This is a genomic window from Pseudomonas sp., assembly GCF_049590575.1.
Lineage (GTDB): Bacteria > Pseudomonadota > Gammaproteobacteria > Pseudomonadales > Pseudomonadaceae > Aquipseudomonas.
In genome coordinates this window covers 1-16895 of sequence record NZ_JBAWDE010000185.1, presented here as the reverse complement: position 1 = coordinate 16895, position 16895 = coordinate 1, and the positions used below count along the sequence as shown (strand labels likewise).

Genomic DNA, 16895 nt, shown 5'->3' with positions numbered 1-16895 from the left:
CCTTTGATTTGTGAATACAGTCAATGTGGGAGGGGGCTTGCCCCCGATGGCTATCTCACCGGCAACTCAATCCTTTCAGTTTCCCCCGGCACCGTCGGCCAATCCCCAGCTGCCCAGCGCTGCCGTGCCTGCTCGATCTTCAAAGGGTCGCTGGCCACGAAATTCCAGTTGATCCGCCGTGGCCCATCCAGCGGCGCGCCGCCGAACACCACCAGGTGGCAATCGGTTTCGGCGAACAGGGTCACTTCCTGCCCCGCCGGTAGTACCACCAGGCTGTGCACCTCCACTGCCTCGCCGTCCAACTGCGCTTCACCCTCCAGCACATACACCGCGCGTTCCTCGTATTCGTCCGGGATCAATAGAGTGGTGGCGGTTTGCATCTGCACATCGGCGTAAAGCGTAGGCGACATCACCGGCACCGGTGACTTGAGGCAGAAGCCGCTGCCGGCAATCAGACGTATCCGTACACCCAGGTTATCGCTCACCGGCAGGCTCGCCGCCGGGTGATGACTGTAATGCCCGGGGCCGGTTTCGTGGTGCTTGGGCGAAGCCAGCCATACTTGCAGCCCATGCAGGCTGAAACCCTCGGCCATCTGTGCGGCGGGCGTACGCTCGACGTGGGCAATCGCGCTGCCGGCGGTCATCCAGCTCACATCGCCAGCCTGCACCACCTGGTCCGAGCCCAGGCTGTCCTTGTGCTGCAACGCGCCTTCAAACAGGTAGGTGAGGGTCGACAGGCCGATATGCGGGTGCTGGCGGATATTCATGCCGGTGCCTGGCGCATAACGGGTGGGCAGCATGTGGTCGAAAAACACAAACGGCCCGACGCTGCGGCATTCGCGCGACGGCAGCGGGCGCAGGATGGGCTGGCCTTCGACATCTTCGGGGCGAGGGCGGATCACGGTGAGGGTGGTCATGGTGCGTCCCAGTCTGAGCGGGTTGGATGCGTTGAGCATAACCCGCCCGACGGGCCGTTGCCGCTATTGGCTGAAGGCGCCTTCCGAGAGACTGGTCTCGATGGTGACCTCGGCGGTGGTCATCAGTTTGTGCACCGGGCAACGATCGGCTACGCGGTGCAGCTCGTCACGCTGTTCGTCGGTGAGCACGCCCTTGAGGGTCAGTTTGACACTGAGCTTGTATTTGCCTTTCTGCTCTTCGGTCGCGTCGTGGGTGACTTCCACGGTCACGCCGGTCAGGGGAATGTCTTTTTTCTGCGCGTAGAGCTTGACGGTCAAGGCCTTGCACGATGCCAGTGCGGCATCGAAGTAATCATGCGGGGAGGGCGCCGAGTCGTCGCCGCCCAAGCTCTTGGGCAGGTCGGTGAACAGTTCGTGGTTGTTGATATTCACGCTATGGCGAAAGTTGTCGTGGTTCAGAGTATTGACGGTAACTGACATGGTGAACCTCACAAGCGGCAGGATGAAGGTCATGCAGTTATAGAGCATGCTGGCACTGGGGTGTTCCACGATTTTTAACGGTGAACCGGTTTATGCCGTGTAAGGTCTACCCGTATTCGCCCCATTTGAGGTTGTACCGTGCCCTGGACCCGCCTGAGTCTTGCCCTGTTATTTGCCGTCGGCAGCTGCGCTGTGCAGGCCCGCGACTATGCCTACAGCGATGCGCACCTGCATTACGTGGATTTTTTCCAGGAGACGGCCGGCATGGACAAGCTGCTCCAGGCCATGGCCGACAACCGTATCGAGCACGTGATGATTTCCGGCATTCCAGTGGCCAAGAAATGGCACGAAGACGAGCCCAAGCGCCCGCGCTATTACGCCGGTGACGACGCCGATGCGTATTGGTACAGCGCCACCGACGTGATCGTCGCCGCGGCCGTGAACAAACTGACACCAGAGCAGCGTCAGCACTTTCATCCGTTCCTGTCCGGCTTCAACCCCAACGACAAGAACTCCGCCGCGCATATCCAGCGCATGCTCGATCTCAACCCCGGGCTGTGGCAGGGCATCGGTGAGGTGTTCACCCGCCACGATGACCTCACAGCCCTCACCTCGGGCGATACCCCGCGCGCCAACAACGAGGCCATGACGCGCATCTATCACTTGGCTGCGGAGAACGACCTGCCAGTGATGCTGCATTCCAATATCACCTCCAAGCGCGAGCGCAACCCGCTGTACCTGGCCGAGGTGGAAGAACCGCTGCGCAACCATCCGCACACGCGCTTTATCTGGGCCCATGCCGGCACCAGCAAGGAGATCCACCGCCACCAGGTACAGATGGATTTTCTGCTACCCACCTTGAGCCGCCTGCTCGAGGCTTACCCAAACCTGTACATCGACCTGTCCTGGAGCATGCTCACGCCCTATTTGCTGGATGACGCGGGCCAACCCCGGCCGGAGTGGGTAAAGCTGGTGGAACGCTTCCCGGAGCGCTTTATGCTGGGCTCGGACGTTGTAGGGCGTTTCAATAAGCTGGGTAAGGAAATGCGCCGCTTCGATCCGTTCCTCGATGCATTGCCCGAGAACGTTGCCCGCAAGGTCGCGCGGGACAACTTCCTGGCGATTCTGCCTAAACCGCCGCGCGATTTGAGCCCGCGTTGATATCGCGTTTTGGTCTTAGGTTAATCCTCTAGAGCGCCGATAACTTTCAAGAGACCTGCTGCAGGTGGATGCAGCGCTTTTGGAAGGAACCGATGTGATGAATGTGCGTAGTCTGAATATCGCCCCGCGCGCCGGCCTCGGCTTTGGCGTGCTGGCATTGATGGTGTTCGCCCTGGGCGGCTTTGCCCTGTTGCAGATGGCGAATATGCGCCAGCAGTCGGACCAGGTGGAGAACAACTGGCTGCCCAGCGTGATGGCCGTGGGCGAGATGAGCCAGGACTTGCTGCGGGTGCGTGCCCTGACCTTGCGCCTGCTGCTCAACCGTGAGCCCCAGGCGCTGGCGCAGAACGAACAGAAACTCAATGACCTCAAGAGCGGCCTGCACCGCGCGCAGACCCTGTACGAGGCGCTGATCGTGCTGCCCGAGGAACGCACGCTGTTCGATCGTTTCAAGGCCCAGGAGCAGCAATACCTGCAACGCCAGGACCAGGTGATGGGCTTTTCCAAGGCCAATCAGCTGGAAGACGCGATCAGGGTGGTCAACGGCGAGATGAATCAACAGGCCGATGAAATGGCCGCGACCCTGCGCGATCTGGTCAACCTGAATAAATCCAACGCCAACCAGGCGGCGAACCTGGCGCAGCGCGTGTTCAGCCAGTCGCGCAGTTGGGTGGTGGGCATGATTGTGTTCACCGCGCTGATCACTATCGGGCTGGCGGTGTGGCTGACGCGCAGCATCGTGCTGCCGCTGGCCCAATCGCTGAAAGTTGCCCAGGGCGTGGCCAGTGGTGATTTGACCGGCGAGATCAGCATCACCGGCCATGATGAGCCGGCGCGCTTGCAGCAAGCGCTCAAGGGCATGCAGGAAAACCTGCGCGACACCCTCCGGCGTATCTCCGAGTCTTCGAACCAACTGGCCTCGGCTTCCGAAGAGCTCAGCTGTGTGACCGAAGACGCCACGCGCGGCCTGCACCAGCAGAACCAGGAAATCGAACAGGCCGCTACGGCGGTCAACCAGATGACGGCGGCGGTGGAAGAGGTGGCGAGCAATGCCGTGGCCACGTCCCAGGCCTCGCGGGAGTCGGACCGGATTGCCCAGCAAGGGCGCGAGCAGGTGCAGCAGACGGTGGTGTCGATCGAGGCGCTGGCGTCGGACGTGACGGCCAATGCGAATCAGGTCGAGGACTTGGCGCAGAAGGTGTATGGCATCAGTAAGGTCCTGGATGTGATCCGCTCGATTGCCGAGCAGACCAACCTGTTGGCGCTGAATGCCGCGATCGAAGCGGCACGTGCCGGGGACGCAGGCCGTGGTTTTGCGGTGGTGGCCGATGAGGTGCGGGCGTTGGCCCACCGTACGCAGCAGTCGACCCAGGAGATCGAGCAGATGATCAGCGGGATTCAGCAGGGCACCGATCAAGCCGTCAGCTCGATGCAGCAGAGCAATACGCGGGCGCGCTCTACGCTGGATATCGCCAAGTCGGCGGGGTTGGCGCTGGAGGAGATTGCTTCGGCGTTTGCCTTGATCAACGAGCGCAACCTGGTGATTGCCAGCGCGTCGGAGCAGCAGGCGGCGGTGGCCCGTGAGGTGGATCGCAATTTGGTGAATATTCGCGATCTGGCGCATCAGACGTCGACCGGGGCGAACCAGACCAGTGCGGCGAGCCAGGAGTTGTCGCGGTTGGCGGTGGATTTGAATTCGATGGTGGCGCGGTTTTCGGTGTAGGGCGGGTGGCGGAGGTGGCGCCTTCGCAGGCAAGCCAGCTCCCACATTTGACTGTGTTCACAATTCAACATGTGGGAGCTGGCTTGCCCACAAAAAAAAGCCCCGAACCAGTCGGGGCTTTTTCAGGTGATCAACCTACAGGTCTTACTGACCCTGCCAGCGTTTCAGCACCAAGGTGGCGTTAGTGCCACCAAAGCCGAAGCTGTTGCTCATCACGGTGTCGATCTTGGCGTTCTCAACGGTCTTGGTCAGGATCGGCATGTCGGCGACGACTGGGTCGATCTCGTCGATGTTGGCCGAACCGGCCATGAAGTTGCCTTCCATCATCAGCAGGCAGTAGATCGCTTCGTGCACGCCGGCGGCGCCCAAGGAGTGACCCGACAGGCTCTTGGTGGAGCTGATGGCCGGCGCCTTGTCGCCGAATACCGCACGCACACCTTCCATTTCCTTGGCATCGCCGACCGGAGTCGAGGTGCCGTGGGTGTTCAGGTAGTCGATTGGCGTATCCACAGTGGACATGGCCATCTGCATGCAACGAATCGCGCCTTCACCGCTTGGCGCAACCATGTCGTAGCCGTCGGATGTCGCGCCGTAGCCCACGATTTCCGCGTAGATCTTGGCACCACGGGCCAGAGCGTGCTCGAGCTCCTCGACCACCACCATGCCGCCACCGCCGGCGATGACGAAACCGTCACGCTTGGCGTCGTAGGCGCGGGAGGCCTTTTCCGGGGTTTCGTTGTACTGGGTGGACAGTGCGCCCATGGCGTCGAAAAGGAACGACTGGCTCCAATGCTCTTCTTCACCGCCGCCGGCGAACACGATGTCCTGCTTGCCCAGCTGGATCTGCTCAACGGCAGTCCCAATGCAGTGAGCACTGGTGGCGCACGCGGAGGAGATCGAGTAGTTCACGCCCTTGATTGCAAACGGCGTGGCCAGGCAGGCCGAGACGGTGCTGCCCATGGTCCGCGTAACACGGTACGGGCCAACGCGCTTCACGCCTTTTTCGCGCAGGATGTCCAGCGCTTCCATCTGGTTCAGGGTCGATGCGCCGCCCGAACCGGCGATCAGGCCGGTACGTACGTTCGATACCTGGTCTTCGCTCAGGCCGGAGTCGGCGATTGCGTCTTTCATGGCCAGGTAGGCGTAAGCGGCAGCGTGGCCGACGAAGCGATAGATCTTGCGATCGATCAGTTCTTCGAGGGGCAGGTCGATGGAGCCGGAAACCTGGCTACGCAGACCCATTTCGGCATATTCCGGGTTGAAGCGGATGCCAGGGCGACTTGCACGCAGGTTAGCGGTGACGGTCTCTTTGTCATTGCCCAGGCAAGAAACGATGCCCAGACCAGTGATAACGACGCGGCGCATGCGGATAACCCTTAAAAGTTGTCAGTGGAAGTGAATACGCCGACCCGAAGGCCTTCGGCAGTATAGATCTCGCGACCGTCGACAGTCACCGAACCATCGGCGATGGCGAGGTTCAGCTTGCCCTTGAGGACGCGCTTGATCTGAATGTTGTAGGTGACTTTCTTGGCGGTCGGCAGGACCTGGCCAAAGAACTTCACTTCGCCCGAACCCAGGGCGCGACCGCGGCCCGGCAGGCCTTGCCAGCCAAGGTAGAAGCCGACCAGCTGCCACATGGCGTCGAGGCCCAGGCAGCCTGGCATCACTGGGTCACCTTCGAAGTGGCAGGCGAAGAACCACAGGTCCGGGGTGATATCCAGCTCGGCGACCAATTCACCTTTGCCGTACTTGCCACCCTCTTCGCTGATATGGGTGATGCGATCCACCATCAGCATGTTCGGGGCGGGCAGTTGCGCGTTACCTGGGCCGAACAGCTCACCGCGACTGCAGCGCAGCAGATCTTCCCGAGTAAAGGCGTTTTGTTTGGTCATGCGAGCTCCTCAATAATCCCATGCGGCAGGGTAGGGCAAATCTTCCCGAACCGACTGAGGCGTTCATGCCTCATGCCGGCAGCCTACACATAGACTATTGCGTTGTAGTGAAAGTCACAGCGGCAAGGCACTCAATGTACACTTGTTCACTGAAATTTTAAACCGGGCCTGTTTATCGGCCCGTTTGGGTGCCTAAGACTGCCGCACTTTCGCCTTTCACGCCAGTCAGACTTGGCTGATGGCGCGGCGCTATTGCACCCAACGTTGCAGGATTTGCTGCAAATCCGTGCGTTTGAACGGCTTGGCCAGGTAATCGTTCATTCCGGCTGCTAGGCACGCTTCACGGTCGCCCTGCAACGCGTTGGCCGTCAGCGCGATGATCGGCAGGTCGGCGCAGCCCGGCAACTGGCGAATCTGCCGCGTGGCTTCATAGCCGTCGATCAGCGGCAGCCGGCAATCCATCAGGATCGCGGTGAAAATCAGGCTCTCGGCGCTGCGGATCGCCTCGGCGCCATCGGTGGCCAGGCTCACCTCGAAGCCCAGGCTGCGCAGCATGGCTTCGACCACGGTGCGGTTGACCGGGTTGTCTTCCACCAGCAACACATGCCGGCCATTGCCCGCACTGGTCTTGCCTTCGGCATCGGCGGCGATGGCCGGCACGCTGTGTTGGTCGATGGCCAGCGGGATCTCCAGGGTAAACACCGAGCCGCGGCCTTCTTCACTTTTTGCGCGCAGGGTGCCGCCCATGCGTTCGGCCAGGGTGCGGGCGATGGGCAGGCCCAGCCCGGTGCCGCCGTAACGTCTTGAAATGGAACTGTCGGCTTGCTGGAACGCATCGAACATCAGTTCCAGGCGTTCGGCGGAGATACCGATGCCGCTGTCGCGCACGGTGCAGGTGAACCACAGCAGTTCATGGTCGAGGGTCTGCCAGTGCGGCTCGACACTCACGGTGCCGTGCTCGGTGAACTTCAGCGCGTTGCCGATCAGGTTCACCAGGATCTGCCGGATACGCGTCGGGTCGCCCTGCACTCGCAAGGCGTCCATGCCCGGCGGGATCGGCAGCGTCAGCGTCAGGCCGCGCTGTTGGGCGCTGTGCTGGAAGGCCTGGGCGCAGCTGTTGATCAGGTCCGCCAGGTTGAACGCAATGTGCTCCAGCTCCAGGGCGGCGCGCTCGATGCGCGAGAAATCGAGGATGTCGTTGATGACCTTGAGCAGATGCTCGGTGGACTCGGAAGCCAGCGCCGCGTACTCGGTCTGCTCCTCGGTCATCTCGGTGGTTTCGAGCAACTGCAGCATGCCTAGCACGCCGTTCATCGGGGTGCGCAGCTCGTGGCTCATCATCGCCAGGAAGTCTGACTTGGCGTTGTTCGCGCGCTCGGCCTCTTCGCGAGTCTGGATCAACTGGGCCATGGCCTGCTGCTGTTCGCGGCTGGCCTGGTTGAGGCCTTCAGCGAGGTTGTTGATGTGCCGCGACAGGTCGCCCAGCTCCGAGTCGTCCACGATCGGCAGCGGCGTTTTGTAGTCGCCTTGCTGGATGGCCTTCACCGCGTTGCCCATGGCGCTGATCGGCTGTGACAGGCTGGCGGCCAAACGCCGTGCGAGCAGGAAGGTAAACAGCAGGGCGAACAGCGCGAGGATCCCGGCCTTGAACAGGATTTCCTGTTGGCGCTGGCTGAAGGCGTCGTTGGACATGCCGACAATCACCCGGCCCAGATAGTCCGCACGCGGCGCCTTGGGTTCGTTGAGGTTGTCCTGGAAAAAGTCGTTGCCCAGTTGGATATGTTGCAAGCGGATCGGTGCCTGGAACACTTTCACCGACAACGAACGGTCATGTTTCTCCGAAGGCTGTTCGACGTACACCAGGATGTTTTCGCTACTGTCCTGAATCTCCAGGAAGCGCACATGCGGCGTGGCCAGGGTGGCGCGCAGCAGGCTGTCGAGTACATCGTTGTTGCCGGAAATCACCCCGTATTCAGTGGCGGGCGCCAGCTGGTTGGCGATCAACTGGCCGGTGTGGTCCAGTTCCTGGCGCAGGTCCTGGATTCGCACGAAGGTGAAGAAGCTGATCAACAGCAACGTCAGCAGCAGCGCCGGGCCCAGGGTGATGAGCTGGGTGCGGGTATTGATATCCCAACGGCGACGCAAGGTCATGGGCGTTTTTCTCCTTCGGCCAAGCGGGCGGCGACGCTGGCCTCGTCCACCTGTTCGATTCCCAGTGAGCGTGCAACTTGCGGGTTGCCCACGACTTTGAAGTGCTGCGGGTACAGCGTGCGCGGCCAGGTGGCCGGTGGGTGGTCAAGCAGGTTGTCGAGCACGGCCAGCCAGTCGAGCTGGTCGCTGTAGGTACTGGCCAGGCTGCCGGCGCGCACAAATCCCGCATTTGGCCCTACCAATGGCAATTGCTGGGCGTAGCTGCTGAGCAGCAGGTTCTTCGCGGTTTTCGGGTTGTACAGCTGCGGGTCGTCGAGGCCGAGCAACACATCACTGTTTCTGAACAGGCTTTGCAGCGGACGGCTGTCATTAATGTTATCCCAGCGCTGCGGCACGATTTCCAGGCCCAGGGGCGTGGCGTGCTGGCGCAGTTCGGGGAGCAGGAACTCACTGTCGGCGCCATAGAGCACGCCGATGCGCCGCGACTGCGGCAGGATGTTGGCGATCAGGCGCAGTTGGCGCGCAAGCGGGGGGTCGCTCCAGAGCAGGCTGATCCGCGGGGGCTGCGCAGTGCCCAGGTGTTGATGGGCCTGCAAGCGGCTGATGCGCAACACCAGGGTCGGCGGGCCTTGGGTGTCCTGCAGGCGCCAGTCGAGGGCGGGCAGGTCCAGCAGGATCAGGCGCGTATTGGCCGGCAGTTGCTCAGGCGCCGGCAAGTCTGAGAGGGCGGTGAAGGTCACGTGGTCTTGCGGGCGTTGCCGGGCCAGGGCCTGGGTAAAGGCCTGCACGCCGGCACCGTCATCGGCGGCGGTCAGCAGGATATCGGCGCTCCACGCCGGCGCCGCCAGCAACAGGCAGGCCAGCAGCACACCGCGCCTGCAGAGTGCGTAGAGAGAGAACAAGGTCATCCGTGACGAGTCGCCCATGTCAGAACTCTAACTCCGCGCTGAAGTAGAGGACTTGGCGATGGTCATAAGTGTTGTCGGCCCAGGTGGTGGGCTGGTTGTCCAGACGTTGTTGCAACATGCCGGCCAGCTCCACGTTGGCGTTGCCCAGGGCAATGCGCTTGGCCACCCGCAGGTCGACCCGTTCGAAGCGATATCTGTTAAGTGCGTCGTCGCCATAGTAGAACAACGCGCTGGACCAGCCTTGCCCCCATTCACGCAGCCAGCCGGCCGAGCCACTGTTGCGCGCGGTCTGGGCTTTGTCCAGCGGGTTGCTGGCGGTGGCGTCGACATAAGCGTAGGTCAACCGCAGCCGGTCGGCATTGCTGACGCGCCAGTCGAACTGGGTTTCGGCGCCGGTAAAGCGTGAACTGTTGGCATTGCTGGCAATGTACTGGTTATTGCGCAGCGGCGAACTGATCATGTCGGTGATTTCGTCATAGAACAATTTCACGTCCATGTTCAGCCCGATGTCGGCGAAGAAACCGTTATAGCCCAGCTCCCGTGATTTCATCATCTCTTTATCGAGGTTGCCCGGGCCTCGGGTCTTTACGAAATATTGCCCGGTGGTCTGCCCATAGGCCGGGGAGCTGAGGTTGGTGACGCGGTAGCTCCAGTTGACGTTGTTCTCGAACATGTCCGGCGAGCGGATGGCTTCGGAATACACCGCGCGCAGGCCGTGGCGCGGGTTGATCAGGTAGTTGACCGCCACCCGTGGTGTCAGCGAGTTGCCGCTCAGGTGTGTGTCTTCATACATGGCGCCGCCCTGCAGCAGCCAATGTTCGCTGGCACGCCATTCGAGCTGGCCGAACAGGCGCCAGGTGGTGTCGTCCAGGGTGCCGTTGAAGTAGGTGTCGGAGTCGGCGCGGTCATAGCGGTAGTTCATGCCGCTGACCAGGCGCAGGCTGTCGGACAGGCTCAGGGTGTCCTGGACCTCGAGGTCGTAGCGGCTTTCGCGGGTGCTTTGGTCAATGTCGCCGCACACGCTCTGGCTGGCGCCGTTACGCCACTGGTTGAGCACTTCATTGGCCAGCGCCTGCTCGGCGGCACTGCCCGGTGGCGCGGTGCCCTGGCTGTAGGTGTCCATGTGCCGGGCGAGCTTTTCGGCATAGTTGGGGTTGAGCTGCCAGAGCTGGGTCAGCTCCGGGCTGAACGAGACTTTGGCGTCACACGCCTTCCAGATTTGCCGACGGTCCCACTGCTGCGCCGAGCCCTGGATATACAGGCTGTGATCGGGGTTGAAGTCGAAATTCCAGCGCAGCGAGCCGGCATAGTCCTTGGCCGTGACGTCGGAATTGTCGCCGCCTTCGGTAATCCCGGCGAATACCGGAGAGTAGGTATAAGGGCGCTGGTTGGTGCCTTCCTTCGCGTCCAGTTGCAGGTCGATGCTCTGCTGCGTGTTCAAGGTCTGGCTCACCGCCAGGCTGAATCGGCTGAGACGGCGACTGTCACGGCGGTCGGCGCCGGCGTCATCGCTGTCGAAGCCGTCGTCCTGCTGCCCGGACATCGACAGGCGCAGGTCGCCGGTTTCCCAGCCCACGCCCTGGCTGGCATAAAAGTCATTGATGCCGCGTTCGCCACGCACCACCTTCACACGTGAGCCGTGGCTGTTGGCCGGCGAGCGGGTGAGGATATTCACCACCGCCATCAGTGCGTTGGCGCCGTAGCTGACGGTATTGGGGCCACGGAATACTTCGATGCGCTCGATGTCTTCCATGGCCACTGGAATGTCGCTCCAGTCCACAGTGGCCAGGCCCGCGCGGTACACCGAACGGCCGTCGATCAGCACCTGCATGCGCCGAGCATCGCTGGCGCTGGTGCCGTGGTAGTTCACCGCCGCCTGGTTGCCGGTGGTGTAGCCGACCATCATTCCCGGCACCAGGCGCAGCAGTTCGCTGATGTCCCGCGCGCCGCTGGCCTTGATCAGCTCGCTGTCGATCACGGTCATGCTGCCGGGCACCGCGGCGGCCGATTGCTTGAGGCGGGTGGCGGTCAACACTTGCGGCAATGGCTGGCTGTCGAGGAACAGGTCGTCAGCCAGCGCGGGCGCGCCGCACGACAACAGCATCAACAAGAGAGATGAGCGAGGAGGAGGGCCCAAATACACGGCACGGCCTTGATAATTGCGGATAGCCGCCCATGTTAACTGAGGTGGGGCCTTTTGCCAGTCGCCGGACTTGCAATTAGTTCACCCAACTGTCGCATTTTCCGACAGGCGTACGAATTGCGACGGGGGCTGGCCGCAAGCGGGTCGCTCCGTATAATGCCGCCATCGCCACTGGTATGGATTAACGGATTGCATATGACTGAACAGCGCCCTATTGCGGTCCTGGGAGGCGGAAGTTTCGGGACCGCCGTGGCTAACCTGCTGGCTGAAAACGGGCACCCCGTGCGCCAGTGGATGCGTGACCCCGAGCAGGCCGAGGCCATCCGCGTGCACCGGGAGAATCCGCGTTACCTCAAAGGCATCAAGATTCACCCGGCGGTCGAGCCGGTGACCGACTTGTTGGCCACCCTGACCGACTGCGACCTGTGCTTTGTCGCGCTGCCGTCGAGCGCCTTGCGCTCGGTGCTGGCGCCGCATGCCGAACGCCTGGCCGGCAAAATGCTGGTCAGCCTGACCAAGGGCATCGAGGCGCAGACCTTCAAGCTGATGAGCGAGATCCTCGAAGAAATCGCGCCCCAAGCGCGTATCGGCGTGTTGTCCGGGCCGAACCTGGCGCGCGAAGTGGCCGAACACGCGCTGACCGCCACCGTGGTCGCCAGTGAAGACGAAGCACTGTGCGAGCGCGTGCAGGCGGTGCTGCATGGCCGCACCTTCCGTGTGTATGCCAGCAGCGACCGCTTTGGCGTGGAGCTGGGCGGGGCGTTGAAAAACGTCTACGCGATCATTGCCGGCATGGCCGTGGCGCTGGGCATGGGCGAAAACACCAAGAGCATGCTGATCACCCGCGCGCTGGCGGAAATGACCCGCTTTGCGGTGAACCAGGGCGCCAACCCCATGACCTTCCTCGGGCTGGCGGGCGTGGGCGATTTGATCGTGACCTGCTCGTCGCCGAAAAGCCGTAACTACCAGGTGGGTTTCGCCCTGGGCCAGGGCTTGAGCCTGGAAGACGCAGTGACGCGCCTGGGCGAAGTGGCGGAAGGGGTCAACACCCTCAAGGTGCTGAAGGCCAAGGCCCAGGAAGTCGGCGTGTACATGCCGCTGGTCGCCGGGTTGCACGCGATCCTGTTCGAAGGGCGCACTTTAAACCAGGTCATCGAGCTGCTGATGCGGGCCGAGCCGAAAACCGATGTCGACTTTATTTCCACCAGTGGTTTCAACTGAGGAACGCGCCATGAACGATCCGAAAGCAGCCCCCAAGTATGAGTCCATCCTCCTGCGTATCCTGTGGATGCTGGTGTTTGCGCTGGTGTGGCAGGTGGCGCAATTCCTGCTCGGCGCGCTGGTAGTGGTGCAGTTGATCTACCGCCTGGTGTACGGGGCGCCGAACCTGGGGCTGATGAATTTTGGCGACAGCCTCAGCCAGTTCCTCGCGCAGATCGGCCGTTTCGGCAGCTTTCATACCGAGCAGAAGCCTTGGCCGTTCGCCGACTGGCCAACCCCACGCACACCCGAGGGCGAGGCGCCCCACAGCGTGCCACCCGCGCCGCACCCGGTGCGTGATGAGGAACCCAAGCTGTGAAACTCTGGGTGTTGCGCCACGGGGAGGCCGAAGCTCACGCCCGCACGGATGCCGAACGCAACCTTACCGAGCATGGCCGCGGCGAAGTGTTGCGCAGCGCGGCGCAGCTGATCGGCCAGCCGATCAGCGCGATCTTTGCCAGCCCCTATGTACGCGCGCAGCAAACTGCGCAATTGGTGCGCGACGCGTTGGGCTTTGAGCCGCAGATTCGCACCGTGCCGTGGCTGACGCCGGATGGCAGCCCGCTGCAGGTGCTGCAAAAACTCGACACCGATGACAACGTGCTGCTGGTCAGCCATCAGCCGTTGGTGGGCAGTTTGATCAGCGTCCTGCAGCACGGCCATCAGCGTCAGCCCCAGCCGATGTACACCGCCAGCCTGGCGGAACTGGAAGGCGACTTCCCGCTGGCCGGGGCGATGAGCCTGGTGAGTGTGAAGAACCCGTAGGCGTTATTGCGGCTTTTTGTGTGCTATATAGTCAACCAAGCAAGTGCTTGGTTGGCTATGATCGGACCACACAGGAGCGCGTCCCATGCCCGTCGCTTTTCGTTTGCCGTTGCAGGTGTTTTACCAACGTGAAGCGCGGCATCCGCGCAAAACCTTGCTGGTGCAGCCGGTGGGCGCGGGCGAGGTGCAAACCCTCAGTTGGGCCGATGTCGGCCACCAGGCCCGTTGCGCCGCGCAGTGGTTGCGCGCCAGACAACTGCCCGCGCATTCGCACATTGCACTGATCTCGAAAAATTGCGCGCACTGGATCATCGCCGACCTGGCGATCTGGATGGCCGGGCATGTCTCGGTGCCGCTGTACCCCAACCTCACCGCTGATTCCGTGGCCCACGTACTGAGCCATTCCGAGGCGGCGCTGGTATTCATCGGCAAGCTCGACGACTGGCCGGCCATGGCCCCCGGCGTGCCGGCGGGTGTGCCGACCATCAGCCTGCCGTTGTGCCCGGCCGGCGCGTTCAGCTTCAGCTGGGCCGACCTGCAAGCCTGTACTCCAATCGAAGACGACCCGTTACCCGCAGCGTCCGACCTCGCGACCATCATTTACACCTCCGGCACCACCGGCCTGCCCAAGGGCGTGATGCACAGCTTTGGCGCCCTGGGTTTTGCGGCTACGCGCGGCACCGAGCTGTTCGGCCTGGGGGAGGGTGATCGGCTGCTGTCCTACCTGCCGCTGTGTCATGTGGCCGAGCGGATGTTTGTGGAAATGGCCTCGATCTACACCGGGCAAACCGTGTTTTTTGCCGAGAGCCTCGAGACCTTTCTGACCGACCTGCGTCGGGCGCGGCCCACTGCATTGTTTGGCGTACCGCGCATCTGGAGCAAATTCCAGATGGGCGTTTATGCAAAGATTCCACAAAGGCGCCTGGACAGTCTGTTGCGCCTGCCCTTTATCGGCAAGCGCGTGGGCCACAAGGTGCTGGCCGGGCTGGGGCTGGACGCGTTGCGCATTGCCCTGTCGGGCGCCGCGCCGGTGCCTGAGGCGCTGCTGCGCTGGTACCAACGCCTGGGCCTGGATGTGCTTGAGGTGTATGGCATGACCGAGAGCTGCGGCTACTCCCACGTGTGCCGCCCCGGCCAGCAGACCCTCGGCTGGATCGGCCTGCCGTGCCCCGGTGTCGAAGTGCGCATCGACCCCTTGGGCGAAGTGCAGGTGCGCAGCGGCGCGACCATGCTCGGCTATTTCAAGGACCCGCAGAAAACCGCCGAAACCATCACCGCCGATGGCTACCTGCGTACTGGCGACAAGGGCGAGCAGGACACCGACGGCCGCCTGCGCCTGACCGGGCGCCTGAAGGAAATCTTCAAGACCAGCAAAGGCAAGTACGTGGCCCCGGCGCCGATTGAAAACCGCTTGGCCGAACACTCGCGCATCGAGCAGGTGTGCGTGGTCGGGGATGGCCTGACCGCGCCCATGGGCTTGTGCGTCGTGTCTGCGCTGGGCCAGGACCGGCAAGCATTGCGCTCAAGCCTTGAACGCTGGCTGGAACAGGTCAACGCGGCATTGGATAAGCACGAGCGTTTGCGCCAACTGGTGGTGGTGAAAGACAACTGGGCCGTGGAAAACGGCTTCCTGACCCCGACCTTGAAAATCAAGCGCAACGTGATCGAGTCGACTTACGGTGCGCAATTTCACGCCTGGAGCGAGCGCACCGAGACCATTGTGTGGCAGGATTAGGGTCGTAATAAAACCAATAAGGACACTGCGCATGAGCCTGTGGCACACCCAACCGAATATCGAGCAACTCAATGCCGGCCAGAAAAACAGCATCGGTGAATTGCTGGACATCCGCATCGAAAGCTTCGACGACGACTCCCTGACCGCCAGTATGCCGGTCGACCACCGTACCCATCAGCCCTTCGGTCTGCTGCATGGCGGCGCCTCGGTGGTGCTGGCCGAGAGCGTCGGTTCCATGGCGGCCTACCTCTGTGTCGATCCCAGCAAGTTCTATTGCGTGGGCCTGGAGGTCAACGCCAACCACTTGCGCGGTGTGCGCAGCGGGCGCGTGACGGCGGTGGCCAAGGCGATTCATATCGGGCGCACCACCCAGGTGTGGGATATCCGCTTGACCAGCGACGACGGCAAAGCCAGCTGTATTTCGCGCCTGACCATGGCCGTGGTGCCCCTGGGCGAGAACCCGCCGGCACGATAGGCGTGGCGTGAGTGTCATCATTCCTGGCGGTTACGGTCATTGCTGTGCCGCTCGGGGCTGGTGACAATCAATCTCTGTTTTTAAAGATGGGTCGGCTATGTCGCAGCACGTGTTTTTCGCCCACGCCAACGGCTTCCCCTCGGCCACCTACGGCAAGCTGTTTGCCGCCCTGGCCCCTGAATACGCCGTGGCTCACTTGCCGCAGCATGGCCACGACCCGCGGTTTCCGGTGGACGATAACTGGCAGAACCTGGTGGACGAGTTGATCCACCATCTTGAGCTGCAACCGGAGCCGGTATGGGGCGTGGGCCATTCCCTGGGTGGCGTGTTGCATCTGCACGCGGCCATGCGCTGCCCGCAGTTGTATCGCGGCGTGGTCATGCTTGATTCGCCGGTGCTGACCCGTGCCGACCGCTGGGTTATCCGCGCGGCCAAGCGCTTCGGTTTTATCGACCGGCTGACCCCGGCCGGGCGCACGCTGGGCCGGCGCGAGGAGTTCACCGACCTGGCCGCCGCGCGCAGTTACTTTGCCGGCAAAACCCTGTTTCGCGGGTTCGACCCCGAATGCTTCGACGCCTATCTGCAACACGGCCTGCAACAGGTAGGCGATCGCTTGCGCCTGCGCTTCGACCCGGCCACCGAAATCAGCATCTACCGCGGCGTACCCCATACCAGCCCCGGCCAGGTGCGCCAATTGCAGGTGCCACTGGCGGTGGTGCGTGGCCGCCAGAGCCGCGTGGTGATGCGCCATCACGCCAGCGGCGTCGGGCGCCTGCCGATGGGCGAAATGCTCACCATGCCCGGTGGCCACATGTTCCCCCTTGAACGCCCGCAGGACACCGCAACCTTGATCAAGCACCTGTTCAGCCGCTGGCAAGCCCATGAGCGCAGTTGCGCATGAGTACCCCCGTCGAAGAAGTGCGCCTGAGCCTGCCGCATATCGAGCTGGCCGCCCATCTGTTCGGCCCCGAGGACGGTTTGCCGGTGATCGCCCTGCATGGCTGGCTGGACAACGCCAACAGCTTTGCGCGGCTGGCGCCCAAGCTTGCCGGGTTGCGCATTGTCGCCCTGGACATGGCCGGGCACGGGCATTCGGCGCATCGCCCGGCAGGCGCGGGGTATTCCTTGTGGGATTACGTGTTCGATGTGCTGCAAGTGGCCGAGCAGTTGGGCTGGAAACGTTTTGCATTACTTGGCCATTCCCTCGGCGCCATCGTCTCGCTGGTGCTGGCCGGCGCCTTGCCGGAACGCGTGACGCACCTGGGGCTGATCGACGGCGTGGTCC

The 16895-nt window shown here is 62.7% G+C and carries 16 protein-coding genes and 1 pseudogene; 10 read left to right on the top strand and 7 right to left on the bottom strand.

Annotated elements, in window-relative coordinates:
- Positions 1–50 precede the first annotated feature (50 nt).
- On the bottom strand, positions 51–917 hold the full coding sequence (locus WBR57_RS12955; RefSeq protein ID WP_424084145.1) for a pirin family protein: 867 nt from the start codon (positions 915–917) through the stop codon (positions 51–53).
- Between the two features lie 63 nt (positions 918–980).
- Entirely contained in the window at positions 981–1397 is a 417-nt protein-coding gene (locus WBR57_RS12950) for an OsmC family protein (RefSeq protein ID WP_424084144.1), read from the bottom strand.
- 138 nt (positions 1398–1535) lie between these two features.
- Here WBR57_RS12950 and WBR57_RS12945 point away from each other — a divergent pair, with 138 nt between their 5' ends.
- From WBR57_RS12945 to WBR57_RS12935, 3 genes and pseudogenes are all read left to right on the top strand, one after another.
- Positions 1536–2558, top strand: coding sequence for an amidohydrolase family protein (locus WBR57_RS12945; protein ID WP_424084143.1), 1023 nt, complete (start codon positions 1536–1538; stop codon positions 2556–2558).
- Between the two features lie 97 nt (positions 2559–2655).
- Positions 2656–3426 (top strand): annotated as a pseudogene (locus WBR57_RS12940) (MCP four helix bundle domain-containing protein); the annotation flags it as partial.
- Positions 3418–4281: a methyl-accepting chemotaxis protein gene (locus WBR57_RS12935; protein WP_424084146.1), complete on the top strand. Its 864-nt coding sequence runs from the start codon at positions 3418–3420 to the stop codon at positions 4279–4281. The pseudogene WBR57_RS12940 and the gene WBR57_RS12935, both read left to right, overlap by 9 nt.
- A 144-nt stretch (positions 4282–4425) precedes the next feature.
- Here WBR57_RS12935 and fabB read toward each other — a convergent pair whose 3' ends face one another.
- The 5 genes from fabB to WBR57_RS12910 form a co-directional block, all read right to left on the bottom strand.
- Positions 4426–5646: a beta-ketoacyl-ACP synthase I gene (fabB, locus tag WBR57_RS12930; protein ID WP_424084142.1), complete on the bottom strand. Its 1221-nt coding sequence runs from the start codon at positions 5644–5646 to the stop codon at positions 4426–4428.
- 11 nt (positions 5647–5657) lie between these two features.
- Positions 5658–6173, bottom strand: coding sequence for a 3-hydroxyacyl-[acyl-carrier-protein] dehydratase FabA (fabA, locus tag WBR57_RS12925; protein WP_003210552.1), 516 nt, complete (start codon positions 6171–6173; stop codon positions 5658–5660).
- Between the two features lie 249 nt (positions 6174–6422).
- Entirely contained in the window at positions 6423–8324 is a 1902-nt protein-coding gene (locus WBR57_RS12920) for an ATP-binding protein (protein WP_424084141.1), read from the bottom strand.
- Positions 8321–9250 (bottom strand): ABC transporter substrate-binding protein, encoded by a 930-nt coding sequence (locus WBR57_RS12915; RefSeq protein ID WP_424084140.1) that lies wholly within the window; start codon positions 9248–9250, stop codon positions 8321–8323. Before WBR57_RS12915 ends, WBR57_RS12920 begins: the two co-directional genes overlap by 4 nt.
- Position 9251: 1 nt before the next feature.
- Positions 9252–11375: a TonB-dependent receptor plug domain-containing protein gene (locus WBR57_RS12910; RefSeq protein ID WP_424084139.1), complete on the bottom strand. Its 2124-nt coding sequence runs from the start codon at positions 11373–11375 to the stop codon at positions 9252–9254.
- 195 nt (positions 11376–11570) lie between these two features.
- Between WBR57_RS12910 and WBR57_RS12905 the strand changes: the two genes are divergently transcribed.
- The 7 genes from WBR57_RS12905 to WBR57_RS12875 form a co-directional block, all read left to right on the top strand.
- On the top strand, positions 11571–12596 hold the full coding sequence (locus WBR57_RS12905; protein ID WP_424084138.1) for an NAD(P)H-dependent glycerol-3-phosphate dehydrogenase: 1026 nt from the start codon (positions 11571–11573) through the stop codon (positions 12594–12596).
- 10 nt (positions 12597–12606) lie between these two features.
- Complete coding sequence (locus tag WBR57_RS12900; protein WP_424084137.1) at positions 12607–12954, top strand: DUF4389 domain-containing protein; 348 nt, start codon at positions 12607–12609, stop codon at positions 12952–12954.
- On the top strand, positions 12951–13400 hold the full coding sequence (gene sixA, locus WBR57_RS12895) for a phosphohistidine phosphatase SixA (protein ID WP_424084136.1): 450 nt from the start codon (positions 12951–12953) through the stop codon (positions 13398–13400). Before WBR57_RS12900 ends, sixA begins: the two co-directional genes overlap by 4 nt.
- An 85-nt stretch (positions 13401–13485) precedes the next feature.
- Complete coding sequence (locus WBR57_RS12890) at positions 13486–15135, top strand: AMP-binding protein (protein ID WP_424084135.1); 1650 nt, start codon at positions 13486–13488, stop codon at positions 15133–15135.
- A 31-nt stretch (positions 15136–15166) separates the two neighbouring features.
- Complete coding sequence (locus WBR57_RS12885) at positions 15167–15610, top strand: hotdog fold thioesterase (protein ID WP_122675635.1); 444 nt, start codon at positions 15167–15169, stop codon at positions 15608–15610.
- Positions 15611–15707: 97 nt separating this feature from the next.
- On the top strand, positions 15708–16511 hold the full coding sequence (locus WBR57_RS12880; protein WP_424084134.1) for an alpha/beta fold hydrolase: 804 nt from the start codon (positions 15708–15710) through the stop codon (positions 16509–16511).
- Positions 16508–16895: alpha/beta fold hydrolase (locus tag WBR57_RS12875; RefSeq protein WP_424084133.1), on the top strand; the 388-nt coding region annotated here is incomplete at its 3' end. The genes WBR57_RS12880 and WBR57_RS12875, both read left to right, overlap by 4 nt.